Source organism: Nitratireductor aquibiodomus NL21 = JCM 21793 (assembly GCF_000615975.1).
Classification (GTDB): Bacteria; Pseudomonadota; Alphaproteobacteria; order Rhizobiales; family Rhizobiaceae; genus Nitratireductor; species Nitratireductor aquibiodomus.
This window is the reverse complement of the sequence record NZ_BAMP01000064.1, coordinates 1-25,074: the sequence shown is the minus strand read 5'-3', so window position 1 is coordinate 25,074 and position 25,074 is coordinate 1. Positions and strand designations below refer to the sequence as shown.

At 62.7% G+C, this 25,074-nt stretch carries 19 protein-coding genes and 4 pseudogenes; 10 read left to right on the top strand and 13 right to left on the bottom strand.

The window, feature by feature from the left end; all coding sequences use genetic code 11:
* From JCM21793_RS16170 to JCM21793_RS16150, 5 genes are all read left to right on the top strand, one after another.
* Positions 1 to 453 (top strand): IclR family transcriptional regulator domain-containing protein (locus tag JCM21793_RS16170; RefSeq protein ID WP_025031033.1); only part of this gene is annotated, 453 nt, incomplete at its 5' end.
* Between the two features lie 115 nt (positions 454 to 568).
* The gene (locus JCM21793_RS16165) at positions 569 to 1,693 is read left to right on the top strand and encodes an extracellular solute-binding protein (RefSeq protein ID WP_025031032.1); all 1,125 of its coding nucleotides are present in this window, start codon (positions 569 to 571) and stop codon (positions 1,691 to 1,693) included.
* A 200-nt stretch (positions 1,694 to 1,893) separates the two neighbouring features.
* The gene (locus tag JCM21793_RS16160; protein WP_025031031.1) at positions 1,894 to 2,958 is read left to right on the top strand and encodes an ABC transporter ATP-binding protein; all 1,065 of its coding nucleotides are present in this window, start codon (positions 1,894 to 1,896) and stop codon (positions 2,956 to 2,958) included.
* Entirely contained in the window at positions 2,951 to 3,832 is an 882-nt protein-coding gene (locus tag JCM21793_RS16155; RefSeq protein ID WP_025031030.1) for an ABC transporter permease, read from the top strand. Before JCM21793_RS16160 ends, JCM21793_RS16155 begins: the two co-directional genes overlap by 8 nt.
* A gap of 325 nt (positions 3,833 to 4,157) precedes the next feature.
* Positions 4,158 to 4,964, top strand: coding sequence for an ABC transporter permease (locus JCM21793_RS16150; protein ID WP_025031029.1), 807 nt, complete (start codon positions 4,158 to 4,160; stop codon positions 4,962 to 4,964).
* A 205-nt stretch (positions 4,965 to 5,169) separates the two neighbouring features.
* Here JCM21793_RS16150 and JCM21793_RS16145 read toward each other — a convergent pair whose 3' ends face one another.
* The gene (locus tag JCM21793_RS16145; protein ID WP_025031028.1) at positions 5,170 to 5,598 is read right to left on the bottom strand and encodes an Lrp/AsnC family transcriptional regulator; all 429 of its coding nucleotides are present in this window, start codon (positions 5,596 to 5,598) and stop codon (positions 5,170 to 5,172) included.
* Positions 5,599 to 5,735: 137 nt separating this feature from the next.
* On the opposite strand from JCM21793_RS16145, the gene JCM21793_RS16140 reads away from it, so the two are divergent.
* The 3 genes from JCM21793_RS16140 (at position 5,736) to JCM21793_RS30490 (ending at position 7,869) form a co-directional block, all read left to right on the top strand.
* A complete protein-coding gene (locus JCM21793_RS16140) occupies positions 5,736 to 6,839 on the top strand; it encodes a saccharopine dehydrogenase family protein (RefSeq protein ID WP_025031027.1) in 1,104 nt (367 codons plus the stop codon).
* A gap of 389 nt (positions 6,840 to 7,228) precedes the next feature.
* Positions 7,229 to 7,501, top strand: coding sequence for a DMT family transporter (locus JCM21793_RS30495; RefSeq protein WP_244439810.1), 273 nt, complete (start codon positions 7,229 to 7,231; stop codon positions 7,499 to 7,501).
* Entirely contained in the window at positions 7,498 to 7,869 is a 372-nt protein-coding gene (locus JCM21793_RS30490) for an EamA family transporter (RefSeq protein ID WP_244439809.1), read from the top strand. The genes JCM21793_RS30495 and JCM21793_RS30490 overlap by 4 nt, the downstream gene beginning before the upstream one ends.
* A 14-nt stretch (positions 7,870 to 7,883) precedes the next feature.
* Here the strand turns inward: JCM21793_RS30490 and JCM21793_RS16130 are convergent, their stop codons facing one another.
* The 8 genes and pseudogenes from JCM21793_RS16130 to JCM21793_RS26485 all read right to left on the bottom strand — a co-directional run bounded on the left by JCM21793_RS16130 (position 7,884) and on the right by JCM21793_RS26485 (position 17,566).
* Positions 7,884 to 8,912, bottom strand: coding sequence for a histone deacetylase family protein (locus tag JCM21793_RS16130; protein WP_025031026.1), 1,029 nt, complete (start codon positions 8,910 to 8,912; stop codon positions 7,884 to 7,886).
* A gap of 9 nt (positions 8,913 to 8,921) precedes the next feature.
* Positions 8,922 to 9,887, bottom strand: a complete 966-nt coding sequence (locus tag JCM21793_RS16125; protein ID WP_025031025.1) for an NAD(P)-dependent oxidoreductase — start codon at positions 9,885 to 9,887, stop codon at positions 8,922 to 8,924.
* Positions 9,880 to 11,181: an ArgE/DapE family deacylase gene (locus JCM21793_RS16120; RefSeq protein ID WP_025031024.1), complete on the bottom strand. Its 1,302-nt coding sequence runs from the start codon at positions 11,179 to 11,181 to the stop codon at positions 9,880 to 9,882. Before JCM21793_RS16120 ends, JCM21793_RS16125 begins: the two co-directional genes overlap by 8 nt.
* Before the next feature lie 461 nt (positions 11,182 to 11,642).
* Complete coding sequence (locus JCM21793_RS16115) at positions 11,643 to 13,265, bottom strand: ABC transporter ATP-binding protein (protein WP_025031023.1); 1,623 nt, start codon at positions 13,263 to 13,265, stop codon at positions 11,643 to 11,645.
* Positions 13,266 to 13,274: 9 nt separating this feature from the next.
* A pseudogene (locus JCM21793_RS26495) lies at positions 13,275 to 14,113 on the bottom strand (ABC transporter permease).
* A pseudogene (locus tag JCM21793_RS26490) lies at positions 14,113 to 15,080 on the bottom strand (ABC transporter permease). Before JCM21793_RS26490 ends, JCM21793_RS26495 begins: the two co-directional pseudogenes overlap by 1 nt.
* 76 nt (positions 15,081 to 15,156) lie before the next feature.
* Entirely contained in the window at positions 15,157 to 16,704 is a 1,548-nt protein-coding gene (locus JCM21793_RS16100) for an ABC transporter substrate-binding protein (RefSeq protein ID WP_025031022.1), read from the bottom strand.
* A gap of 83 nt (positions 16,705 to 16,787) precedes the next feature.
* A pseudogene (locus JCM21793_RS26485) lies at positions 16,788 to 17,566 on the bottom strand (class II aldolase/adducin family protein).
* Positions 17,567 to 17,779: 213 nt separating this feature from the next.
* On the opposite strand from JCM21793_RS26485, the gene JCM21793_RS16090 reads away from it, so the two are divergent.
* Entirely contained in the window at positions 17,780 to 18,454 is a 675-nt protein-coding gene (locus JCM21793_RS16090; RefSeq protein ID WP_007007297.1) for a GntR family transcriptional regulator, read from the top strand.
* A gap of 24 nt (positions 18,455 to 18,478) precedes the next feature.
* Here the strand turns inward: JCM21793_RS16090 and JCM21793_RS16085 are convergent, their stop codons facing one another.
* From JCM21793_RS16085 to JCM21793_RS16075, 3 genes and pseudogenes are all read right to left on the bottom strand, one after another.
* Positions 18,479 to 18,892 carry a DUF4168 domain-containing protein gene (locus JCM21793_RS16085; protein WP_007007298.1) on the bottom strand — a complete coding sequence of 138 codons (414 nt, stop codon included), beginning with the start codon at positions 18,890 to 18,892 and terminating at the stop codon, positions 18,479 to 18,481.
* A gap of 225 nt (positions 18,893 to 19,117) precedes the next feature.
* Positions 19,118 to 22,202, bottom strand: a pseudogene (locus JCM21793_RS26480) (efflux RND transporter permease subunit).
* Positions 22,199 to 23,401 carry an efflux RND transporter periplasmic adaptor subunit gene (locus JCM21793_RS16075; protein ID WP_025031020.1) on the bottom strand — a complete coding sequence of 401 codons (1,203 nt, stop codon included), beginning with the start codon at positions 23,399 to 23,401 and terminating at the stop codon, positions 22,199 to 22,201. The pseudogene JCM21793_RS26480 and the gene JCM21793_RS16075 overlap by 4 nt, the downstream one beginning before the upstream one ends.
* Before the next feature lie 170 nt (positions 23,402 to 23,571).
* Here JCM21793_RS16075 and JCM21793_RS16070 point away from each other — a divergent pair, with 170 nt between their 5' ends.
* On the top strand, positions 23,572 to 24,135 hold the full coding sequence (locus tag JCM21793_RS16070) for a TetR/AcrR family transcriptional regulator (RefSeq protein ID WP_007007300.1): 564 nt from the start codon (positions 23,572 to 23,574) through the stop codon (positions 24,133 to 24,135).
* Positions 24,136 to 24,141: 6 nt separating this feature from the next.
* On the opposite strand, the gene JCM21793_RS16065 is transcribed toward JCM21793_RS16070, so the two are convergent.
* The coding region (locus JCM21793_RS16065) for a LacI family transcriptional regulator (protein WP_025031019.1) at positions 24,142 to 25,074 on the bottom strand (933 nt) is incomplete at its 5' end.

Genomic DNA, 25,074 nt, shown 5'->3' with positions numbered 1-25,074 from the left:
ACGCATCAATCGGTGCATCTGGTGGCGCCCGAGCGCGGTTATGCCATCGTGGTCGCCCAGGCGAGCAGCCCCGCCAACTGGGAGTTTCGCCTGCGTCCCGGTGCCCAGCTCGATCTGCTCACCACCGGTTCAGGCCAGACGCTGCTCGCTTTCCAGAGCCCGGACCGGCGCAACGAGACCCTGGCGATCTGGGGCAGTTCCGCGCAGGTGAAACATCTGGCGGAGATGGAGCCTGCGCTGGAAGAAGTCCGCTCCAACGGCCACCGAATCGGCAACAGCCTCCAGCTCGTCGGGGTGCGCGATATCTCCGTCCCCGTCTTCGGCCCTTCGGGCGATGCGCTCGCTGTGCTGACCTGCCCTTACTTCGAGCAACTCGACGACGCGCAGGCGGCGAATGTCGAAACAGCTCTCGCCAGTCTGAAAAACGTGGCGGAAAGACTGTCGATCTCCTGAGACTTTGAGCGACTTCACTCGTAAACTCTGATTTTTGTTGCCGCCCGGTCATCGCGCTGTAACATAGCGGGAATAACGCCTGCGATCTCAACGCAGAAATCAGGGGAGTGCATTCATGACATTGATTAGACGACGCAACTTCATCAAGGGCGCTGCTTCGGTGGCCGGCCTTTCGCTTGCCGCTCCGTTCATTTCGCGCAGCTATGCGCAGGGCTCCTCCGGTTCGGTCAACATCTTCGCCTGGGCCGGCTATCTGAACGACGAGATGCTCGCCGCTTTCGAAAAAGAGACCGGCATCAAGGCGAACTACACGCCCTACGGCACCAATGACGAACTTCTGAACCAGCTTCGCGCCAACAATGGCGGCGGCTTCGACATCATCTGGCCGACGGTCGACCGCGTGCCCAACTATGTCGAGTTCGAGCTGGTGCAGCCGATCGACGAAAGCAAGGTCAACGTCGACAACTGCCTGCCGAGCGCGTGGAAAAACTCCGAAAATCTCGGCGCGGTCATCGATGGCAAGCGCTATCAGGTGCCGACCGATTGGGGCACGGAAGCCGTTTCCTTCGACAAGGATCAGGCCCCGCTCGACTATGGCACTGCTTCCTATGGCGACATCTGGAAGCCGGAAATGAAGAGCAAGGCCACGGTGCGCGGCCATTCGGGCCTCGTTGGCCTCGGCCTGTGGCTCGAAGGCGAGGGCAAGCTGCCCATGCCGATGGCCGACGCCTTCAAATCTGAAGAGAACATGGTCAAGATCTACGATGCGATCCTTGAGGAGGCGGTTGCCCGCAAGGCCAACATCGCGCAGTTCTGGTCCAATGAAAACGAGGCGCAGGGCGCGTTCCGCGTGAATGGCTGCGCCATCGGCCAGACCTGGGATTCGACCGCCGCGGCACTCGCCAAGGAAGGCCTGCCCATCGGCTTCATCGCGCCGAAGGAAGGCGCGCTGGCGTGGATGGAAGGCGTGGCGATCCCGAAGGGTGCGGAAAACCTCGACCAGGCCTATGCCTTCATCAACTGGTTCCTGACGCCGGAAGCCGGCGCCATGTACACCAACGCCACCTCGATCAATTCCACCGCCGTGGGTGCCGCCGACAAGACCTCGGACGACGCCAAGGCGTTCTTCGCCGCCGCCTATCCGGGCGACGCGCTGGACAAGCTGTGGTGGTGGCCGATCCAGGAAAGCTGGTTCGTCGCCAAGCGCAACGAATATCAGGACCGCTTCCTCTCGGCCTGAGGAAGCCGGATGAACTGACGGCGCGCGCCCCTCACCCTTACCCTCTCCCCGCACGCGGGGAGAAGGTGGCATAGACGTTGCGGCCATCTTCCTTCTCCCCGCTTGCGGGGAGAAGGTGCCGGCAGGCGGATGAGGGGCGGGCGTTACCTGACAATCCTTGCGAAAGCCCACAAAGCACCGGGGGACCCCGGGGGAGGACCATGTCACATTCCGTAGAGCTCGATCATGTCGGCGTCACATTCGGCGCGACCCGCGCCGTCGACGACGTCTCCTTCACGGTTGAAGGCGGAGAATTCTTCTCCATTCTCGGGCCGTCCGGCTGTGGCAAAACCACGCTTCTGCGCGTCATTGCCGGTTTCCTGAACCCCACCGAGGGCCGCATCCTGATCGGCGAAAAGGACATGACACCGCTGGGCCCCAATCAGCGCCCGACGGCGATGATCTTCCAGTCGCTTGCGCTCTTCCCGCTGATGCCCGTGTGGGAAAACATCGCCTTCGGGCTTGAGGCGCGCGGCGTCTCGAAAGCCGAGCGCCGCAAGAAGGCGAACGATCTTCTGAAACTGATCGCGCTTGAAGGCTATGGCGACCGCATGCCGGGCGAGCTTTCGGGCGGCCAGCGCCAGCGCGTCGCCATTGCCCGCGCGCTTGCGGTCGAGCCGCAGGTGCTGCTGCTCGACGAACCCTTATCCGCGCTCGATCTCAAACTGCGCCAGCACATGCGCGCCGAGCTTCGCGCCCTGCAAAAGCGCACCGGCGTCACCTTCATCTACATCACGCACGACCAGTCCGAGGCGCTTGCCATGTCGGACCGCGTGGCGGTGATGAGCGCCGGCGTGGTGCAGCAGGTGGGCGCGCCGCGCGAGCTTTACGACAATCCGGCCACGCCCTTCGTCGCCACCTTCGTTGGCGAGACCAACGCGCTCTCCTGCACGGTGAAGGGCATCGACAACGGCATCGCCACGGTGGAAACCGCCCATGGAACCTTGACCGGCCGCGCCGGAGACGGGCTTTCCGGCGGCGCGGCGGCAAAGCTTTATGTGCGGCCCGAAGCGCTGAAGCCAAAAGGCGGGGCGAACCGGCTTGCCGCCACCATCGAGCGCATCGATTTCGAGGGCGCTTTTGCGCTGGCGCACGGCGTTGCCGAAGACGGCACGCCATTGGTGGCTTCAATCGCCAGCACCGAACTTGCGAGCGCCCCCGCCATCGGCGAGAAATCCGGCTTCGGCTTTGAAAGCGCAAACGCGGTGGTGCTGCCCGATGTCTGAGCTCTACAGGCGTTTTGGCGGAGGCCTCGGCACGCTGTTTCTGGCGCTGGTCGGCGCGTGGCTTGCCGGCATGGTGCTTGCGCCCAATGTCATGATGATCGACTACGCGCTGCGGCCCAACCTGCCGCCGTCGCAGCTTGGCGGGCCGAACGATGTCTATTCGCTCGACAACATTCTCTATCTGGCCAATGAGGGCGTTCACCGCGCGATCTTCTTCAAGACCGTCTGGGCGAGCGCGCTCGTCGCTTTCATCACCTTTCTGGTGTGTTATCCGATGGCGTTCTGGCTTGCCCAGCACGCGACGGTGAACCAGACGGCGGTGGTACTTCTGGCACTCACCATCCCGTTCTGGATCAACGAGGTCTTGCGCACGCTCGCCTGGTATATCCTGCTCGCGTTTCGCGGGCCGCTGAACGCTTTCCTCCTGTCGCTCGGCATCATCGACGAGCCGGTGCGCTGGTATGGCGATGGCGGCGTTCTGGCGGGCATGACCTATGCCTACATCCTGTTCATGCTGTTCCCGATCTACAACGCCATCGAATCGCTCGACAAATCGCAGATCGAGGCCGCGCGCGACCTCGGCGCATCCACCTGGCGCATTCACTGGCGGGTGGTCATTCCGCACGCCAAGGCGGGCATCGCCACGGGCTGCGTCTTCACTTTCATGCTTGCCGCCGGCAGCTATGTGGCGCCGGCCCTTCTCGGCGCGCCGGGCAGTCGCTGGTTCACCGAGATCATCTACAACTGGTTCTTCGAGGGCGGCGACTGGAACCGCGGTGCAGCTTATGCGCTGGTTCTCCTGGTTCTGTGCCTTGCGGTGGTGCTCGTCACGCTGCGCATTGCCCGCGTGAGCCTGACGGAGGTGGCGAAATGAGTGCCGTGGCCACGAACAGGCGTGGGCGCTGCCCCTCACCTGCCCTTCGGACTGCTTGTTTGCGCATGCTAGGAGAAGGTCCCGCCGTCATCCCGGCCGATCGGAGGGAGAGCCGGGACCCATTGAGAGACGCGGCCGATCTGCGCAGAAAGTGCCGGGATCTCCGGAATACACCCAAAGCAAAAACGGGCCACGCCCCATGGCATTCTTCCAATAGGTCCCGGATAGCCCTTCGGGTTTCCGGGATGACGCCTTCAGCAAGGCCAAGCAATAACGCGTATGAGGGGCCGCACCGGCCTCTCCGGCCAACCCCGGAGGGTCGCGCATGAGTGCCGCCGACCGCATCGCCCGTGCCATGTTCGGCTTCTATATGGTGGCGTTCTTTCTCTATCTCTTCGCGCCGCTCGCGATCATGGGCATCGCCACGTTCAACACAAGCCGCTTCCCCACGGTAACGCCGTGGCGCGGCACAACGCTGCAATGGTTCGACGCGCTGTGGAGCGATGGCGGCATGTGGCAGTCGCTGTGGACCTCCTTCATCGTCGCTTTCTTCGTGGTCATCACCGTCCTGCCCATCGGCACGGCGGCGGCTCTCGTTCTTACCAGCCTGCATGCGCGCGCGCGCAGCTTCATGTATGCGGTCATGGTGTCGCCGCTGCTCACGCCCGGCGTGGTCATCGGTATCGCCACGCTGGTTCTGTGGCGGCAGCTTGGCGTCGGGGGCGGTGTTTTCCTGATCGTGGTCGCTCAGGCAAGCTTCATCATCTGCTATGTGATGCTGATGATTACGGCGCGCCTCCAGCGTTTCGATCCCACGCAGGAAGAAGCGGCCCTCGGCCTCGGCGCGTCGAAATTCATGGTTTTCCGCCGCGTTCTGCTGCCCTTCCTGAAACCGGCGCTCATCGCCGCCGGCTTTCTTGCCATTCTCCAGTCCATCGAAAACTACAACACCACGCTCTTCGTGCGCGGGTTCGATACGCCGCTCACGGTCTACATCGCCACCAAGGTGCGCACGGGGCTCACACCCGCCGTCAACGCGCTGGCGCTCATCATGATCGCGATCACTGTGTTTGGGGCCGTCGCCTACGAGATTGCCCGAAGGCGGGGCGCGGCGCGGATGGCGGTGGAGTAGCGGTGCAACTTTGACGTCATCCCGGCCGACCGGAGGGAGAGCCGGGACCCATTGAGCGGCAAGGCCGATCTCCGCAGAAGGCGCCACCGGCACCCATCCAGCCGAACCACTGCCGGGCCGCGCTCCATGGCGTTCTTCCAATGGGTCCCGGATAGCCCTTCGGACTTCCGGGATGACGGTTTCGCGTCAGCGGATCGCTGAAGCCTTACCGGTCGATCCGCGTTGACAGGACGATCGAGCTCATTGTCCGGTCGACGCCCTTCAGCGCCCCGATCGTATCGATCACCGCATCGAGCTCGGCCACCGAAGGCGCTTCGACGATGATAATCATGTCGAACGATCCGCTCACGGAGTGAACCGTGCGCACCGCGCTCATCTTCTCCACCGCCGTAATCACATCGCCGGAAAGCTTTGGCGACACCGTCACCAGAAGATGGGCGCGGATCTGCGCGGCGTCATATTCGCCCGACAGCCGCACCATATAGCCGGCAATCGTTCCGCTGCGCTCAAGCCGCTCCAGCCGGCTCTGCGCCGTGGAGCGCGAGACGCCCAGCCGCCGGGCGATTTCCGAAACCGGCATGCGCGCATTCTCACGCAAGAGCGCGATCACCGCGCGGTCTGCATCAGTCGTCATAATGATCGATAGATTCGTCGATATGTATAAATCCAAGGATAAAATTACCCGAAACGATGCTTCGATTCAACGTCGAACAGCGCCAGACTGAACGCCGATCCGACAGAATCGCCAGACACAATCGAAAAGGGAACGGAATGAAGGAAATCGTCGTCACCGGAGCCGGGCGCATCGGCGCCGCCATCGCAGACATGCTGGTCGCCGCCGGCGATTACACGGTCACGGTCGCCGACCGTTCGGCCGATCAGCTCGCGGCCCTCTCCTCCCATCCGCAGATTTCAGGCGTCGCGGTCGACCTTTCCGACACGAAGGCGCTTGCCGCCGTGCTCAAGGGCAAGTTCGCCCTGCTCAACGCCGCGCCCTATCACCTCACGGTTCCCATTGCCGAGGCCGCCGCCGAGGCAGGCGTTCACTATCTCGACCTGACCGAGGACGTGAAAAGTACGCGCCGCGTCAAGGAGATTGCCGCCAGCGCCGAAACGGCCTTCATCCCCCAGTGCGGGCTGGCGCCGGGCTTCATCACCATCGCCGCCAATTCGCTGGCCAAGCGTTTCGACACGCTGCACGATGTGCGCATGCGGGTCGGCGCGCTGCCGCAGTTTCCGGCCAATGCGCTAAACTACAATCTCACCTGGTCGCCGGAAGGCGTCATCAACGAGTATTGCGAGCCCTGCGAAGCCATCGTCGATGGCGAGATGAAGGAAGTCGCGCCGCTTGAAGGTCACGAGGAGTTCTCGCTCGACGGCGTGCGCTACGAGGCGTTCAACACCTCCGGCGGGCTCGGCTCCATCTGCGAGTCGCTCAAGGGCCGCGTGCGCAATCTCAACTACCGCACGATCCGCTATCCGGGTCATGCCTCGATCATGAAGATGCTTTTGAACGACCTGCGCCTGATCGAGCGCCGCGATCTTCTGAAAGAGATTTTCGAGCACGCTCTGCCCACCACAATGCAGGATGTGGTGGTGATCTTCGTGACCATCACCGGCCTGAAGAATGGCCGACTGGTGCAGGAGAGCTACGCCAACAGCGTGTTTGCGGACCCGGCCGGGCCAACTGCCCGCAGCGCCATCCAGAAGACCACCGCCGCCGGCATCTGCACCGTGCTCGACCTGCTCGCCAACGGCAAGCTTCCGTCGAAGGGCTTTGTCCAGCAAGAAGACATCGCGCTTGAGGATTTTCTGGCAAACCGCTTCGGCCGCACCTACCAGCCCGAGACCGGCCCGAAGGCTCAGGCCGCATAAGGTCAAACCGGCCAGTGCGGGATTTCCCTCGCTGGCCGTACCGTTTTGACGCCATGTGACATTGCGCGGCCGGACATCGCTCCATAGGGTCGCGCAATGTCAAACGACCGGCCGCTTGTCGGCATCCTTCTGATGATCGGGTTTTGCGCGGTCGCCCCCCTGGGCGACTCGATTGCGAAACTGTTGGGCGAGACCATCCCGCTCTTCGAGCTGCTGGTGGTGCGTTTCGCTGCGCAGGTGGTGTTTCTCCTGCCGGTCGTGTGGTGGAGCGGGAAAACACTTCTTCTGCCGTCGCGCGTCATGCGCCTCACCGTGTTGCGCACGGCACTTCACATTGCCGGCATCGGCGCGATGTTCATGTCGCTGCGCTATCTGCCGCTGGCCGATGCGTGGCCATCGCCTTCGTCATGCCCTTCATCATGCTGGCCTTTGGAAAGTTCTTTCTGGGCGAGGACATCGGGCCGAGGCGTCTCGCCGCCTGTTCGGTCGGCTTCATCGGCACCATGCTCGTTGTGCAGCCGAGCTTCCTCACCGTCGGCGCGCCCGCGCTTCTGCCGCTTCTCGTGGCGGTGGCCTTCTCCGGCTACATGCTGGTGACGCGCCAGATCTCGCGCGATGCCGACCCTATCGCGCTTCAGGTGGTCAGCGGCATCTATGCATGATCGGCTTTGGTTTCGTGGCCATGCTGAATCTGGGGCTGGATCTGCCGCAGCTGCGCATGGTCAAGCCCGACATGCGGGAAATGCTGCTTCTTGTCGCCTCCGGCTTCTTCGGCACGTTCGGCCACCTTCTCATGACGTGGTCGCTGCGCTTTGCGCCATCGGCCACCGTGGCGCCGATCCAGTATCTGGAGATCCCCTTCGCCACGGTCATTGGCTGGCTCATCTTCCGCGATCTGCCCAATGGGCTGGCCGCACTTGGCATCGCCATCACCATCGGAGCCGGGCTCTACATCGTGTTCCGCGAGCGGGCGCTGGCAAGACCGGTCACCCCGGTTCAGCCAGCACCCGATCCGCAAAGCGTACAATGACGCTCTGAGCTGTCTCAGCCCGCCAGCGCCTCGCGGCTGGCGGTGAGGAAAATCTCCGCATTTCTGGAAAGCGATGGCCCCAGATACCCGCCTTCCTGGATCAGCGCCGTTGGCAGCCCCAGAGCCGCGATCTCGCGCGCCATGGTGGCAAAGCCGTCGCCCGTGAGCTTCACCTCCGAGAGCGGATCGTCCGCCGCCATGTCGAGCCCAAGCGAAATCACCAGCGCCTCCGCGCCGAACGCGGTGATGGCCGAAAGCCCCTCGCGGAACCGGCCAAGGATCGTGTCCGTGTCCGCTCCGGGTTTCAGGCAGAGATTGAGCGTCGCGCCCTCGCCTTCGCCCTCGCCGCGCTCGTCCTCATAGCCGAGATAATAGGTCGGGTAGAGGTCGGGATCGGTGTGCAGCGAGCAGACGAAAACGTCGCTGCGATCATAGAAAATGTCGAGCGTGCCATTGCCCGTATGCGTGTCGATGTCGAGCACCGCCACCTTGCCGAAGCGTTCGCGCAGGCTTTGCGCTGCGATGGCCGCGTTGTTGAAGAGGCAGAAGCCGTTCGACGCATTGGAAAGCGCGTGGTGTCCCGGCGGGCGGCACAGGCCATAGACCATGCGTTCGCCTTCCTTCACGCGTTCGGCGGTTTCAAGCGCGGTCTGCGCCGACCAGTAGACGGCATCCCATGTGCCTTCCGTCAGCGGAACCGACGTGTCGGTCGCCCACCAGCCAAGCTGGCCGAAAACCGATGAGGAAGGCCGCCCCCGGCGCGGGCCGGGATGGCAGTTTGGGATCGGTTCCTGATCCGGCGCCTCCGCGCGCCAGCGCTGATAGGCGTCTTTCCAGAAATCCACATAGTCCGGGTCATGCACGGCCTTGATCGGCCCGTCGCCGAAATCGCGCGGGGTCTCGATCGGAAAGTCATTCCTGATGAGCATGTCGCGGATCAGGATCGCGCGTTCAGCCTGCTCGGGATGGGGCATATAGGCCCCGCGCCGGAAATAGCGCTCCGGCGTGTGCCGCAACTGGCGTTCGTCGAAAATGGCTTTCATTGTCGTCCTTCAATATCCGTTGGATCTGTCGACCACCGTTTCCGGTATTTCTCCTGCCACCACTGCCTGTGCGGCGCGGGCAAGCTGTTCGGCCATCGTGTGCGGCGAGCAATCGCCCGCCTGATGCGGCGTCACGAGAATGCGCTCATCCGCCCAGAAGGGGTGCTCTTTGGGCAGCGGCTCCACGTCGAAAACGTCGAGCGAGGCGGAGGCAATGCGCCCGCTGTCGAGCGCGCGCAGGAGATCGGCCTCGACCAGATGTTCGCCTCGCCCAAGCTGGATGAGTGCGGCGCCTTCCGGCATGCGGTTGAAGAAATCGAGATTGAGCAGGCCGCGCGTCTCTCCCGTCAGCGGCAGAACGTTGATGAGGATGGCGGCCTGCTCCGCAACCCTAAGCGCTGCCCCCTGCCCGCTCTCGAAGCGCACGCCCGGCACATCCTCCGTCGGCGTGTTGCGCACCGCCGCAATCACCGGGAACCCCATGGCCGTCACCGCGCGGGCGATCGCGCGCCCCATCAGGCCGAAACCGAGAATGCCCACCGGCGTCTCGCGCGGCGGCTTCATGATGGACGGGATGAGCCGCGCCCATTCGTGCTTCGCCTCATGAACGATGTGATGGCGCATGTTTCGATGATGCCAGACCACATGCCATGCCGCGAACCCGGCCATCACGTCGCCCTGGTCCTCGTCGCGCACCCGCGCAACCAGCGCTTCTGCGGGCAGGCTGGGGCAATTGATGATGCTGTCAACGCCGGCGGCGATGGAGTTTGCCAGCCGCAGGTTCGGATAGGGCAGAAAGGCATCGTCCGCCGGCCGCCAGCAAAGCGCGAAGCGGATCGCCGAAGGATCGTCGATCTCATGCGGATGGCGCAGGCGTATCGTGCCTGCATGCGGTGCCAGCGCATGGCCATAAAGCGCGTGAAGATCGAAGGCGGTGCTGAGATAAACACCCTCGATCACCCGTCCGTCAGCCATTTGCGGCCTCCGCATCGATGGGTTCCACGCCGCACCAGTCGGCGATGAAAAGCGCGATCGCGCCCGTCACCCGCTTGATGGAGGAAAGGCTCACGCGCTCGTCGAAACCGTGGATGTTCTCGGTGATCGGGCCATAGACAAGGCACGGCATGCCCGCATAGATCACGAAGACCCGCGCATCGAGATAGCCCGGCGTCACGAAGCTTTTCAGTTCGCTCGCGGTCGCCGCGCGGTGCGCTTCGGCCAGCGCCTTTTCGGCGTCGGTCCCTTCCTCCAGCACATAGCCCCGCGCGAAAAATCCGTTCCAGATCACTTCCGGCGGACGGTTTCCGAGAAAGGGATCATCGGCCAGCTCACGCGCCAGATGCGCCTCGATCTGCGCCGCCCGGTCCTTCGGGTCGTCACCAGGATAGATGGCGATGCGGCAGGAGAGCTTGCACCAGGCCGCCACGGTGGAGGCCCAGTCTCCACCCTCGATCTTGCCGACATTGAAATTGATCGGGTGATCGAGCTCCTCGAAATAGGGATAGTTCGCCTTTTCGGCGTTCCATTCCGCGGTCAGGCGTTTCAGGCTTTCGATCACGCGGAAGCTCGCCTCGATGGCGTTGGCCCCCGTGCCCGCCTCGCGCACATGCACCGGGTGGCCCGACACATTCACCTCGAACCACAAAACGCCGGTATTGGCGCGCACCAGCATCTCGTCTTCCGGCTCGGGAATGATCGCGGCATCCGCCGTATAGCCCTCCACCAGGCAGGCGAGCGCGCCATTGCCGGTGCATTCTTCCTCCACCACGCTTTGCACATGCACTTTCGCCGCCGGCTGCAGGCCAATGCGGCGCAGCGCGTCGAGTGCGAAAATATTGGCGGCGATGCCGGCCTTCATGTCTCCGCCGCCGCGCCCGTAAAGCCAGTCGCCCTCGCGCTTTGGCTCATAGGGTGCCGAGACCTCCCACATGTCGTGCGGGCCTTCCGGCACCACATCCATATGACCGTTCAGGATCAGCGATCGGCCCCTGTTTTCACGCGGCTCGTGGGTGGCGATCACATTCACCGCGTCGGAATAATCGACGGCCACGGGCGAGAAGCCCGGATGATCCTTGATCTTGTCTTCGTCGATATGGAAGGTTTCGACCGCATAGCCACGCGCTTCGAGCGCCTTGTGCACGAATTCCTGTGCGGGTTTTTCCTTTCCGCGCAGCGAGGGAAAGCGGATCAGGTCTTCGGTAAAGCCGATCTGTTCTTCAAAGCCTTCCTCGACGGCTGCGAGGATCTTCTGTGCCAGTTGTTCGTCCACGTCGGTGGTTCCTGCAGATTAGTGTTGAGAGTGGTGAGCGATGGCGCGCGCTGCTTCTCCCGCCGTTACAGGTCGTGCAGCAGCAGAACGTCGAATGCTTGCGCCCGTCATCCCGCCCTCGCCCTTCGACAGGCTCAGGATGAGGGCTTGTGGTAGCGAAAGCTCGCTGAGAGCTGGTCTTGGCGACTGCTGGCTGAGCGGTGTAGCTGAGAAGCGGCTAAGGGCCGGTGTCGGAAGCGCGGACGTTTTGCAATCCTTCGCCACACCCGCCAGCCTGTCCATGCTCATTCCCTCATCCTGAGCTTGTCGAAGGGCGAGGGAATGGGCACGCACCGCGTTGCCACAGCAAGACGCCGCGGTAGGCACCAGCCTCTCCATGCCCGTTCCCTCATCCTGAGCTTGTCGAAGGGCGAGGGAATGGGCACGCACTGCACTGCCACAGCAAGACACTGCCACCATTCTCACCCCGCCGCCGCCAGCTCCTTCTCGCGGCCGGGAATAGCCTCGATCAGGGTGCGCGTGTAGTCGCTCTGAGGGTTGTTGAAGATGGCATGCGCCGGCCCCATCTCGACCACCTTGCCCTTCTGCATCACGGCGATGCGGTCGCAGATCTGGGCGGCGACGCGCAGATCGTGGGTGATGAAGATCAGCGCCAGATTGAGCCGCTCCTTGAGCTCCGCCAGAAGATCGAGCACCTGCGCCTGAATGGAAACGTCGAGTGCCGAAACCGCCTCGTCAGCAATGATGACGCGCGGCTCCAGCGCCAGTGCGCGGGCAATGCCGATGCGCTGGCGCTGCCCGCCGGAAAACTCGTGCGGATAACGATCGATGGCGAGCGCATCGAGGTCCACCAGTTCCAGAAGTTTCACCGCGCGCGCATAGGCTTCCTGCTTGGAAACCCCGTGCGCCATCGGCCCCTCGGCGATGATGCGGCCCACCTTGGAGCGCGGATTGAGCGAGGCATAGGGATCCTGAAAGATCATCTGGATCGATTTGCGCGCCTCGCGCAGCGCCTCGCCCGAAAGCTGCGCCATGTCGTGGCCGGCGAGCTTCACCGTGCCGGAATCCGGCTGCATCAGCCGCACGAGGCAGCGCCCGACGCTCGATTTGCCGGAGCCGGATTCGCCGACAATGCCCAGCGTCTCGCCTTCGCAAAGCGTCAGGTTCACATCGTTGACCGCGTGAACGATACGCGGCTTGGAAAAGAGCAGACCACCGCCGGTCACATAGGTCTTGTTGAGCCCTTCCACTTCGAGGATCGGCGTCTTTCCCGCCATCCCTTCGCTCGCCTCGGCGGCAAGCTTCGGGATCGCCGCGATCAGCTTTTGCGTGTATTCATGCTGCGGATTGTCCAAAACCTCGTCGGCGGTGCCGGCCTCGACGATCTTGCCATATTGCATCACCGCCACGCGATCGGCGATCTCGGCAACGACGCCGAAATCATGGGTGATGAACATCACCGCCATGCCGTGCTTTTCCTGCAGATTGCGGATCAGTTCCAGAATCTGCGCCTGCGTGGTCACGTCAAGCGCGGTGGTCGGCTCGTCGGCGATCAGCATGCGCGGTTCGAGCGCCAGTGCCATGGCGATCATCACGCGCTGCCGCTGGCCGCCGGAAAGCTGGAACGGATAGGCGCGCGCCGCCTTTTCCGGGTCGGGAATGCCCACTTCCGTCAGGAGTTCGATGGCGCGCGCGGCGCGTTCCTTCGGCGTCAGGAGACCATGCGCCTCGAACACTTCGGCGATCTGGTCTTCCACCCGCATCAGCGGGTTAAGCGCCGACATGGGTTCCTGAAAGATCATGGCAATCTTCTTGCCGCGCAGATCCATCATCTCGGTTTCCGACAGCTTCAGAAGATCGGTGCCCTCGAAGAGGATCTCGCCACCCACCGGCCGCACCAGATCGGGCAAAAGCCCCATGGCCGCATTGGCCGACATGGATTTACCGGAACCCGATTCCCCGACGATGCAGAGAATTTCACCCGCATAGAGATCGTAGGTGATGTCGTTGACGGCAAAGTCGCGGTCCGCACCCTCCGGCAGCGCGATCTTCAGGTTCCTGATGCTGAGAACGGGGTCTGTCATCGCGCCCTCCTATTTGCCGCGCCGCGCAAGGCGCGGGTTGAGCGCATCGTTCAGCCTTCGCCGATCAGGTTCAGCGCCAGAACGGTGAGCAGAATGGCAACGCCGGGAAAGAAGGAAAGCCACCAGGCCTGCCGTATCACCGTGCGCGCCGCGCCGATCATGTAGCCCCACGACATGAGGTTGGGGTCGCCGAGCCCGAGGAAGGAGAGCGAGGATTCCAGAAGGATCGCCGTTGCCACCATCAGCGAGGCAAGCACGATGATGGGCGAGATCGTGTTGGGCAGAACCTGCCGCAGAATGATCGTCAGGCTGGTCTGGCCCGAAAGGATGGCGGCCTCCACATATTCGCGCGAGCGCAGCGATAGCACCTCGCCGCGCACGAGGCGCGCGACCGGCGGCCAACTCACGATGGCGATTGCCGCGATGATCGATTCAATCGAGGGCTGGAAGATTGCCACCAGAACGATGGCGAGCGCAAAGCTCGGCACGGTCTGGAAGAACTCGGTAAAGCGCATCAGCGCGTCGTCCACCCAGCCGCCGAAATAGCCGGCAAGCGCACCGATGGGGATGCCGATCAAAAGGGCGGCGACCGTCGAGACGAGACCGACGAGAAGAGAGACCTGCGCCCCATAGGCAAGGCCGGAGATCACATCGCGGCCAAGCGCGTCCGTTCCCAGTGGATACTGGTCCATGGCGAAGGGCGCAAGGAAAGGCCGCTGCACCATGCGCCACGGCGATTGCGGGAAGATGAGCGGCGCAAGCAGCGCCACCAGTATGACGAATACGAGGATCGCAAGGCCGATCACGGCGCCACGATTGCGGGAGAAGCGTTTCCAGAAATCAGCCATCATGCCACCCGGATTCTTGGGTCAACGAACCGATAGAGAATGTCGGTGATGAGGTTGAACAGGAGCACCATGGCTGCGGACACGAAGAACACGCCAAGAAGCAGATTGTAGTCGCGCTGGGCGAGCGCCTCGAACATCAGCCGCCCGATGCCCGGCCACGCGAACACGGTTTCCGTCAGCACCGCGCCGCCGACGAGCTGGCCCGCCTGAAGGCCGGCGAGCGTCACCACCGGCAGCATGGCGTTGCGGAAAATGTGACGGCGCTGGATGATGCCGGGTTTCAGCCCCTTGGCCCGCGCCGTTTTGACGAAATCGAGCTGGCTGACTTCGAGCATGGAGCCCGCGTCATGCGCATATAGACCGCCATGAAGAAGAGGCCGAGCGTGGTGGCTGGCAGGATGAGATGCTGGCCGATGTCGAGCGCACGGCGAAAGCCCGTGTAGTTCGCCCCCACCGTCTCATAGCCGAAACCCGGCAGCCAGTTGAAATAGACGGAGAACAGAAGCACCGCCATCAGCGCCGCCCAGTAGAGCGGGGTCGCATAGAAGAGCAGCGCTAGGGTGGAGATCGCCGTGTCCGACCATTTTCCGACACGCGCGGAGGCGAGAACGCCTGCCAGAGTACCCAGAACCAGCGAGATGACGAAGGCCGTCATGGTCAGAAGCAGCGTGGCGGGCAGCCGGTCGAGAATGAGATCGGCCACCGGCATCTGCTGACGATAGGAAAAGCCGAGATCGAACTGCAGCACGCCCTTGAGATAGATCCCGAGCTGGGTGAGCAGCGGTTTGTCGAGGCCGAACTGCTCGCGAAGCTGCGCGATGAACTTTGCGTCGGCGGCCCCCGCCTCGCCTGCCATCACCGCAGCGGGATCGCCGGGCGCGGCGTGGATCAGGAAGAAGTTGAGCGTCAGGATGGCGATCAGGATGATCGCCGCCTTGCCCAGGCGCATGAGTATGAAGCGTAGCATCGGGCCCCTGCAGGATCGGACTCAAGGTGAGGATGCGCGGGCGGTTCGCCCGCGCATTCCCGGATCGGGCAGTCGCCTATTTTTCGATATAGGCGTCCTTGAAGCCGTCATTCACGCCGATGGCCGTGGTGACGAGATCCTTCACGTTGCAGCGATAGATGGTCGGGAAACCGAGTTCGAGAAGCCAGGCCACCGGCACGTCATCCACCAGTTTCTGCTGCACCTCGGTGTAGAGCTTCTGGCGCTCCTCCGTCGTCACGGCCACCGCGGCCTTGGCAAAGAGATCGTCGATCTCCTTGTTCTCGTAGCCTTCCACATTGTTCCACTGCGAGCCCTTGGCAATGTTCGTGGAAATGTAGGTGCGGGCCACGCCCAGTGCCGGATCACCATACTGGTAGAGATAGGTGAAGGCCATGTCGTAGTCCCACTCGGCCAGCTTCTGGTTCCAGCCGGCCACATCGGTGGAGACGATCTCGACATTGATGCCCACTTCGCCGAGATTCTGCTTCACGGCCTCTGCCCAGCGCTGCCAGGTTTCGCCATAGGGCAGCGGCAGAAGGCGCACGGTCTCGCCGTCATAGCCCATCTCTTCGAGCAGGGCCTTGGCCTTCTCCGGGTCGTGGTCATATGCGGTCACGTCGTCGGTGAAGAAACGCGTCGACGAGGACACCGGACCTTTGGCAACCTTGCCGAGACCGTTCCACAGCGCGTCGCGGGCGAAGTTGCGGTCCATCGCATACATGACCGCCTGGCGGAAGCGTTTGTCGGCCGTCGGGCCTTCGCGGTTGTTCAGCCACATCCACGACAGCGGACCGAAATACTCCCAGCCCTTGTCGGTGATGCAGGTGTTCTCCATGTCTGCGATCCGCTGGACGTCGAAATTCTCGACCGAGCCGCCGGGCAAAATGTCCACCACGCCGGTTTCATAGGCAACGGCGCGCGAGGCAGCGTCCGGGATCACATGCCAGTAGATCTCGTCGAGATAGGGTTTGCCGTCCTCGTAGTAATCCTCGAACTTGGTGAGCAGGATATGCGAGCCCTTCACCCATTCGGTGAACTTGAACGGACCGGTGCCGATCGGCGTGTTGTTGGCCGGGTTGTTCTTGTAGTCCGTGCCTTCATAGATGTGCTTGGGCACCATCGGCATCGTGCCGGCCTCGAAAATGCCGAGGAACGGGCCGAAGGGCTGCTTCAGCTTGAACACGACCGTGGTGTCGTCGGGCGCGGTGATGGAATCCACATGCTCCAGCGATGTGCGCAGGCGCGCATGGGTCTCACGCAGGAAGACATCGGCGGAAAACACGACATCGGCGGAGGTGAACGGCTCGCCGTCATGCCATTTCACATTGTCGTGCAGCTTGAAAGTATAGGTCAGGCCGTCCTCGGAAACTTCCCAGGATTTCGCGAGCTGCGGCATGGGCTGCAGCTTCTCGTCGTAGCGCAGCAGACCCTCATAGATCTGACCGGCAACCATCTGGGTTGGGCCGTTCTGGACCAGACCCATCATCAGGCTTGGCGGTTCGGGCTGGATCACGACATTGGCGCGCCCGCCCGAGACCGGCTCGGCATGGAGCGCCGTTGAAACCAGCATGGCGGCGGCAAGTGTGGTCAGTCTTTTAAGCATGGCTTTCGTTCCCTTATCTGTTGCCCGGCGAGAGGTCGTTCTCCCTTGACCGGCCGGGATGGTGGCTTTGCTTCAGTCCGGCCTCATTCCACGAGGTCGGGATAGTGCTTGATGGCGAGGCGCTGAAACGCCTCCCATTGCGGGTCAGGCTTGTTGCCGGTGTGGTGGGTGTCCCAGCCCTCATATTGACGCGCCGTTTTCTCGGCCAGTTCCTCGGCGATGCGGATCTGCCTGCCGCCCGAAGACATGATGGCGAGCTGGGCGCGGCAGGCACGCTCCATGTTGAACATTAGCGCAAAAGCCTCGCCCACCGTGCGCCCGCAGGTCAGAAGCCCGTGATTGCGCAGGACCATGACATTGCGGTCGCCGAGGTCGGCCACAAGCCGCTCGCGCTCGCCGAGATCGAGCGCGATGCCTTCATAGTCATGGAAGGCAAGCCGGTTGTGAAATTGCAGCGACCACTGGTTCAGCGGCAGTATGCCCTCTTCCATGGAAGAGATTGCGACACCGGCCACCGTGTGCGTGTGGAGCACGCAATGAACATCCGGTCGCGCCGCGTGAACCGCGCTGTGGATGGTGAAACCGGCCTTGTTGATGCCCGCACCATGATTGTCGCGCAGGATGTCGCCATTGATGTCGACGGTCACGAGGCTCGAAGCCGTCACCTCGTCGAAGCGCAGGCCGAACGGTTGATGAGAAAGGCGTGCTCGCCTTCCTCCGCCGGTGCGCGGGCCGAGATATGCGTGAAGATGCTGTCGTCCAGATGATAATGCGCGATCAGGCGGTAGGCGGCGGCCAACTCGATCCTCTCGCGTGGCTGCCCGGTATCGGCCGCCGAAACCGGTTGGGGCTGAACGTTCATCAACATCTCCCTCGCGCGAACCGCCCGGTGCCGAACGGTGTCCATGTCGTTTTTGCGCGGCTCCCCTCAGAGCCGTTTGTTGGGAGACAGGCAAGCACAGGCGCGACAAAGTGTCAATTGTCGACAATCGGCATTTTGCCTGTCATAGTGGATCGGCATCCGCCGCGTCTTCGCTGCGATGTCATTGGGAGGGGAAGTTTTGGGGAAACGGCCGTGAGCGTGTTTTCGGAAGTGTCCACGACGGATCTGGTGACGCAGATTGCCCGGCAGATTACCGAGGCGATTGTTACGGGACATCTGAAGCCCGGCGAGCGGCTGACCGAGCTTCAGCTATCGCGTCAGTTCGGTACCAGCCGCGCGCCTGTCCGCGAGGCTGCCCGGCTTCTTGAAAGCCAGGGCCTTGTCACCTTTTCACCGCGACGCGGCTTCTTCGTGCGCACGTTCAGCGCGAGCGAGATGCGCGACATCTACGAGCTGCGCATCGGCCTGGAGCTGCATGCGGGCTATCTCGCCGTGGAACGTGCCACGGATGCCGACATCGCCGCTCTGGAAAAGCAGCTTGGCCGTCTTTACGGTACGGCAGGCCAGGCATCGATCGAGACACAGATATTCGAAGACTTCGCCTTCCACCGCATGATCTGCAAGGCGAGCGGGAATGCCCGTCTCATAAGGGTCTACGATGAACTGGCGACCGAGATGCGCGCCGGCATCACCCTGATCGGCAAGATCTACGACGATCCGCAGCGCATGGCCGAGACCCACGAGCCAATCATGGATGCACTGAGGAAGCGCGACGGAGACGAGCTGCGCGAGGCGCTGCGCTATCACATCGCCGTTGCCCGCGATGCGGTGGTCGCGCTGTTTGAGGAGCTGGAAAAGGGCGTCTGACGACGCCCCTTCCCCGCGTTCACGTCACTGCTGCGACTTCGCGGCTTCGCCGATCATGCCGTTCAGCTTCTGGGCCAGCGCCTCATCGGTCTGGGCCGACTGGATGATCTGGTTGTACTCATCCACCGAAATGCCCTCCGTCTTGTCGACGGCCTGTTCCATCTCTTGTGTCGCCTCGACCTGAACCTTCTGCTTCTCGTCTTCCGAAGGCGCCTGACGGAACCGTTCCGTATATTGCTCCTTCACACCGCTGACGGCGAGAAATGCCACGGTGAAGGCCTGCAGCTTCTGATCGTCGAATGACTGCGCCTGCGCCTGGGGCGCCGGCGAAGGCGACGGTACGGCATCCTGGGCCAGGGCCGGCGAGATCATGGCCGCGCCGGCAGAAATGGTAAAGGCAGCCGCGACGGTACGCAGTCCTGTTCGAAGTATCATCATGGAATTCCTTCCTTTCGGATGTCCCCTTCCAGGTCTTGACCCCTGGAGGGAATTGAAATGCCCGACCCCGGGTTCATCCCGGATGCCACCCTCATCAAGAATGTGGCGAGAAGGAAGGAAGCGCCCGGTCGCTCCAATCAATTCGGATTGCCGGGGAAAACAAAAAATGAGTCGCCTGAATGACCCAAAAGAAAGGCCCCGCCGAAGCGGGGCCTGACCTTGCTGCTATTCAGCGGCCGGCGCGGGCTGCGCCTGTTCGCCCGGGTGGTCGTCTTCCTCGGTCACCAGCCTCGCCTTGGAAATGTAGGTATAGAACATCGGGACCACGAACAGCGTAAACATGGTGCCGATGATCAGGCCGGTAAAGATGACAAGACCCATCGAGTAGCGCGCCGCAGCGCCCGCACCTGCCGCCATGATCAGCGGCACGACGCCGAGCGCCATGGCGGCCGTGGTCATGAGGATCGGGCGCAGGCGCACCTTGGCCGAAGCGACGATCGCCTCGACGCGCGACAGGCCGTGCTCCTCTCGCTGCTGGTTGGCAAACTCCACCATCAGGATGCCGTGCTTGGTGATCAGGCCTATGAGCGTGATCAGGCCCACCTGGGTGTAGATGTTCAGCGTCGACAGTCCCAGATTGAGCGGCAGAATGGCGCCGAAGATCGACAGCGGCACCGTCATCATGATGATGAGCGGATCGCGGAAGCTCTCAAACTGGGCGGCCAGCACCAGATAGATCACCACCACGGCGAGCGCGAAGGCGATCAGGATGGTGTTGCCCTGCTCCACTTCAAGCCGCGACTGGCCCGAATACTCGATGAAGAAGCCGTCCGGGATGGTGTTCTGGGCTATGTCCTCGATCACGGCGAGGCCGTCACCGGTCGAAACACCGGGCACCGGCAGGGCCGAGATCGTTGCCGAGTTCAACTGGTTGAACTGCTCGATCGCCGCCGCCGAAACATCGGTTGACACGGTGATGACCGCCGAAAGCGGCACCATCTCGCCCGTCGCGCTGCGCACGAAGAAGTCGCCCAGCCTTTCCGGATTCTCGCGGTATTCCTGCGGCACCTGCATGATGATGTCGTAGCTGTTTGAATCGCGGTCGAACTGCGCGATCGAACCACTGCCGACAAGCAGGCTGAGTGTCGTGCCAACATCGGAAACCGGCAGGTTGAGTGCTGCGGCCCGATCTCGGTCCACCGTCACCACAACCTGCTGCGCGTTGTAGGCGAGCGAGTTCTGCACGACGATGAAGCGGCCCGAGGCCTGCGCTTCTTCCTTGATCTTCTCGGCTACCTCGAAGACGCGCGCCGAATCGCTGGTCGACTGGATCACGAGCGAGATCGGCAGACCACCGCCGGCGCCGGGAAGCGAAGGCGGCGCGAAGACGAGGGCCTCGACGCCGGCGATGCCGGAGAGCCTTGCCTGGATATCCTGCTGGATTTCCTTCTGCGACCGCTCGCGATCCGCCCAGTCCTTGAAGGCCCAGAGCGCGATGCCCGAATTGGTCTGCCCGCCAAAGCCGACGATGGAGAAGTTGGCCTTGAGCTCGGGGAGATCCTTGGTCAGCTCACGCATCTGCGTCGTGTAGAGGGTGGTATAGTCGGTCGTCGCATAGGATGGCGCGGTGATCAGCGAGAACAGTGCGCCCTCGTCTTCCTCCGGTGCCAGCTCGCTGGACGTATTCATGAACATGAAACCGGTCAGCCCGAGAAGGACGAGCACCACCAGCATCGTGACGGGGCGGTATTTGAGCGAACCGCTGACCATCCGTTCATAGAAATTGGCAAGCCTTTCGAACGTGGTGTCGACGATAATCTGGAACCGGCTGTGGTTGCCGCGCTTGAGAATGCGCGCCGACATCATCGGCGTGATCGTAAGCGCGACGACACCGGAAATCACAACGGCGCCGGCAAGCGTCATCGCAAACTCGCGGAACAGCGAGCCGGTCAGGCCGCCGGTAAAGGCGAGTGGCGCAAAGACGGCCGCAAGGTGATCGTCATGGCGACAACCGGGCCCGTGATCTCCTTCATGCCGACAAAGGCTGCGCGGCGGGGCGAGAGCCCTTCCTCGATATGCCGGTGAATGTTTTCCACCACAACGATGGCGTCATCCACCACCAGGCCGATAGCCAGCACCATGGCCAGCAGCGACAGGAGGTTGATCGAATAGCCGAGCGCGAACAGGATGAAGCAGACGCCGATGAGCGAAAGCGGAATCGTCACGATCGGCATCAGCACCGAGCGGAATGAGCCAAGGAACAGGAGGATGATGACGATAACGATCAGCACCGCTTCCATGATGGTCTTGAAGACCTCGTCAATGGAGGCGCTGATGGATTCTGTCGCGTCGTAAAGAACCTCGATGCTCATGCCTTCAGGCAGGCTCGACTGGATCGACGGCAGCTCCTCCGTCACGGCACCCGCCATGTCGAGCGGATTGGCGCCCGGTGTCGGGAAGACGCCGATAAAGGTGCCTGGCTGACCGTTGAAGCTCACCACCATGTCCGTGCTCTCGGCGGCAAGCTCGATATCGGCCACGTCGCGCAGACGCACCACATCGTCGCCCGATGCCTTCAGTGGCAGGGCTCCAAACGCTTCCGGCGTCTGCAGCGTGGACTCCATCGAGATCGCGTAGGCGACATATTCGTTTTCGGTCTTGCCGGGTGCGGCAAGGAAGTTCGATGCCTTGATGCCGGCTAACACCTCGGCCGCGGTAAGCTGGCGTGCAGCCAGCCGCACGGGGTCGATCCACACGCGCATCGAATAGTTCGCCGCACCGATGATCTGCACCTCGCAACGCCGGGGATGGTCGACATGCGCGGGCGGATAACGCGTTCGATGTATTCGGTGAGCTGTTCGCTCGACATATTCGGGTTCTGCATCGCCAGATACATGGTGGCGAACTGCATGCCCGTGCCCTTGACGATGGTCGGGTCCTTGGCGTCCGCAGGCAGTTCACTGCGCACCTGCTGCACCTTGGACATAACCTCCGTCAGCGCGACGTCGGGGTCCGAGCCAAGCCGCATCTGCACGCTGACCGTGCTCGCCGATGGGCGGCTCTGTGACGTGACGTAATCCACGTTCTCGGTCGTCGCCACCGCCCGTGCGATGGGGGCCGTGATAAAACCCTGGATCAGGTCGGCGCTGGCGCCGGGATAGATCGTGGTGACGGTGATCACCGTCTCCTCGACCTCCGGATACTGACGAACCTGCAGGTTGAACAGTCCCTGGAAGCCAAGCAGCAGGATCAGCAGTCCGAGGACGGTCGAAAGGACCGGCCTGCGGATGAAGATGTCGGAAAAACTCATTGGGCTGCCGCCTCTTCCGCCTTGGCGTCATCGTTGGCCGGCTTCTGCCCGGTCTCTGGCGCGCCGGAGTTTTCTTTGCCGGAGCTCTCTGAACTGCCGGGATTGATCGTGTTGTCGATGGCAACCGGGGTGCCGTTGGAGAGGCGGTTCTGTCCGGCTGTCACGATGATGTCGCCGGGTTCGACGCCCGAGCGGACTTCCACAAGGTTTCCGGAACGGCGACCGACCTGCACGAAGGTCTGGCGGGCCTCGAGTTTCTCCTCGCCTTCCGCGCCTTCATCTGCGTTCTCCGGCTTCCTGGCAACAAACACATAGTCGCCGTAGAGGCTGGTAACGACGGCGGTCTGCGGCAGCGAGATCACACCGTCTTCTTCCGGCAGGATGACCTGCACCTGCACGAACTGGCCGGGGGTGAGCTTGCCGGACGTGTTGTCGATGCGCGCGCGCACCGAAACGAGGCGGCTTGAAGGATCGACTTTCGGGTCGATGCCGGTGATCTCGCCTTCGAACTCTTCGCTGTCATTGTTGAGCGAAAGCCGCACCGGCTGGCCGATCTTCAGGTTTCCGAGCTGCTGCTCGGGAACGGTGAAGTCCGCACGCATCGTTTCGATGTCCTGCAGCGTGGCGACGATCGTTCCCGGCGAGAGATACTGGCCCTTGTCGATGCGCGGAATGCCGATCGTGCCGGAGAACGGCGCGCGAAGCTGGCGCTGCTGCAGGACGGCTTCTGCCTTCTGCACCTGCGCTGCGGACGCCTGGGCGGCGGCCTCGGCATTGTCGAGGGAAACGCCGGAACTCACGCCGCGGCTGCGCAGTTCGCGGGCACGATCGAGCGCCTGCTGGTCCAGTGCTGCCTGGGTGCGCGAGGCGCTCAGATCGGCCTGCTGGATGTTGTCCTCAAGCTGGAGGAGAACGTCGCCGGCCTTGACCTGCTGGTTGGCTTCAAAGCGGACCTGCGTGACGATGCCGGTGGTCTCGACCGTGAGGTCAACACCCTGGTTGGCGTTGACGGTACCGATAGCCTCGATTGCGGGCGTCCATTTCCCTTCCTCCGCTTCGACGGTCGAAACGGTGACGGTGGGAACGGGCATGTTGGCGAAGAATTGCTGGATCGCCTGATCCCGGAACATATTGAAGCCAACTATGCCGCCCGCAACGAGCGCAAGCAGGACGATGGCAATGAGAAGACGCTTGATCATGTCGTCGGACCCCGGAGGCATTGGGAATAATATCGATTAGTTTACATAAGAGTGGCGCAGATAGCGACGCTGCCGCTCCTGAACAAGAGCGCATCGCAAACTTGGCTTGCCAAATGTCGGCGCTTTACTGTACCGTCTGGACGGTATTGTCAAGCTTCAGGATGTCAGGAATGGTGAGACCGAGCTCCGGCGCACGGGAGAAAATCCTTGATGCAGCAGCCGAGATTGTCCGTGAGGCGGGTGCTGCCAGCATGTCTCTGGATGCGGTCGCTGCGCGCGCGGGCGTCTCCAAGGGCGGGCTGCTTTATCACTTTTCCAGCAAGTCGAAACTGTTCGAAGCCCTTGTCGAGGGGTTCATCAGTGAAGAGTACGACAAGTTCCAGGAGCGCAAACAGGCGCATGAAAAGAGCACCAATGGCGTCGTGCAGGCCTATATCGACCTGTTTGTCGAGGAGCGGAAGGAATGCCAGCCGCCGCCGTCCGGCCTGCTGGCCGCGCTGGCTGAAAACCCGGATTTCCTGAAGCCGGTTCAGAAATACGAGCGCGAAGTGCTCGACCAGATGAAAGCCACCGCGAGCGATCCGTCCCTCGCTGTGATCGCTCTTCTGGTGGTGCACGGGGTGCGGGCGATGGAACTGCTCTCCATCAATGTGGTCAACAATCAGGAAGTTGCCGAAATGATCGCCGCGCTGCGTGGTCTGCTCGAAGACAGGGAGGGCGCGGCCGGCTGCTGACCTGCCTCATGCGGTCTGGTGCGTGCCGATGGCGGCGCGGGTTCCGTGGCCGAGATCGGCAAAGCGCGGGACAGGCTCCTGCAGAAACTGCAGCGCACCCGGTCTTTCGCCGGCGATCCTTCGGATCAGCAATCTGCCGAGGTTTTCGCCCGCTTCCGCGATGTCCTCGTAGACGGCATCGATGCGCGGGCGCACCTCGTCGTAGAGCAGCGAGGTCTGCTTGACCACAAGGTCGAAATCCCTGCCCACAGTAAGACCCTGATCGCTCAGCGCGGCCATGATCGAAAGTGCGGAAACCTCACCTGCGCACACCATTCCATCCGGCGGTTCGGGCTGTTTCAGCCGCCAGCTCAGCCATGCGTATAAGTCGGCCGCATCGCTGTCGAGATTGATGTCGCCCGGCAGTTCCGACGCGACGCCGCTTTTCTCCACGGCCTCCTGAAACCCGTCGCGCAGGTGCCTTCGGAACATGAATCGGTCCGGCGGCAGGATCAGCGCCAGCCGGCGCCGGCCCTTCGATACAAGGCGCTCCACCGCCATTCGGGCAAAGGCTGCGTTGTCGTAGTCCACAAAGGCGTGCTCGACCCCGAGATCCGTGCGCCCGTGCGACACGAAGGGAAAGTCGTTTTCCATCAGCAGCTTGACGCGCGGATCCTTCGGCTCGGTCCGCGAAAAGACAACGCCGTCAGCCATGCGGTTGCGCAGGATGTACTCGATTGGATCGATCGAGGGGACTTCGGCGAAATGCGGTGTGATCACTAGATGATACTGGGTGTCGCGCAGGGCGCGCGCCAGGCCGCTGATCATCGAGGTGGAAAAGCCCAGCAATTCGTCGTGAGGGTCGAGCACGAAGCTGATCACATTGGTACGCCCCGTGCGCAGGTGCCGCGCGGCGCGGTCGGGCTGGTAGCCGATCTCGCGGGCCACGCGCTGCACGCG

What these genes read in the sequence shown, in the direction of transcription:
- JCM21793_RS16130 (WP_025031026.1), bottom strand. Translation starts at nt 8,912, where the DNA reads ATGAAAGCCATTTTCGACGAACGCCAGTTGCGGCACACGCCGGAGCGC.
- JCM21793_RS16085 (WP_007007298.1), bottom strand. Translation starts at nt 18,892, where the DNA reads ATGATGATACTTCGAACAGGACTGCGTACCGTCGCGGCTGCCTTTACC.
- JCM21793_RS16140 (WP_025031027.1), top strand. Translation starts at nt 5,736, where the DNA reads ATGAAGGAAATCGTCGTCACCGGAGCCGGGCGCATCGGCGCCGCCATC.
- JCM21793_RS16155 (WP_025031030.1), top strand. Translation starts at nt 2,951, where the DNA reads ATGTCTGAGCTCTACAGGCGTTTTGGCGGAGGCCTCGGCACGCTGTTT.
- JCM21793_RS16150 (WP_025031029.1), top strand. Translation starts at nt 4,158, where the DNA reads ATGAGTGCCGCCGACCGCATCGCCCGTGCCATGTTCGGCTTCTATATG.
- JCM21793_RS16160 (WP_025031031.1), top strand. Translation starts at nt 1,894, where the DNA reads ATGTCACATTCCGTAGAGCTCGATCATGTCGGCGTCACATTCGGCGCG.
- JCM21793_RS16145 (WP_025031028.1), bottom strand. Translation starts at nt 5,598, where the DNA reads ATGACGACTGATGCAGACCGCGCGGTGATCGCGCTCTTGCGTGAGAAT.
- JCM21793_RS16125 (WP_025031025.1), bottom strand. Translation starts at nt 9,887, where the DNA reads ATGGCTGACGGACGGGTGATCGAGGGTGTTTATCTCAGCACCGCCTTC.
- JCM21793_RS16075 (WP_025031020.1), bottom strand. Translation starts at nt 23,401, where the DNA reads ATGATCAAGCGTCTTCTCATTGCCATCGTCCTGCTTGCGCTCGTTGCG.
- JCM21793_RS16100 (WP_025031022.1), bottom strand. Translation starts at nt 16,704, where the DNA reads ATGCTTAAAAGACTGACCACACTTGCCGCCGCCATGCTGGTTTCAACG.
- JCM21793_RS16115 (WP_025031023.1), bottom strand. Translation starts at nt 13,265, where the DNA reads ATGACAGACCCCGTTCTCAGCATCAGGAACCTGAAGATCGCGCTGCCG.
- JCM21793_RS30490 (WP_244439809.1), top strand. Translation starts at nt 7,498, where the DNA reads ATGATCGGCTTTGGTTTCGTGGCCATGCTGAATCTGGGGCTGGATCTG.
- JCM21793_RS16070 (WP_007007300.1), top strand. Translation starts at nt 23,572, where the DNA reads ATGGTGAGACCGAGCTCCGGCGCACGGGAGAAAATCCTTGATGCAGCA.
- JCM21793_RS16165 (WP_025031032.1), top strand. Translation starts at nt 569, where the DNA reads ATGACATTGATTAGACGACGCAACTTCATCAAGGGCGCTGCTTCGGTG.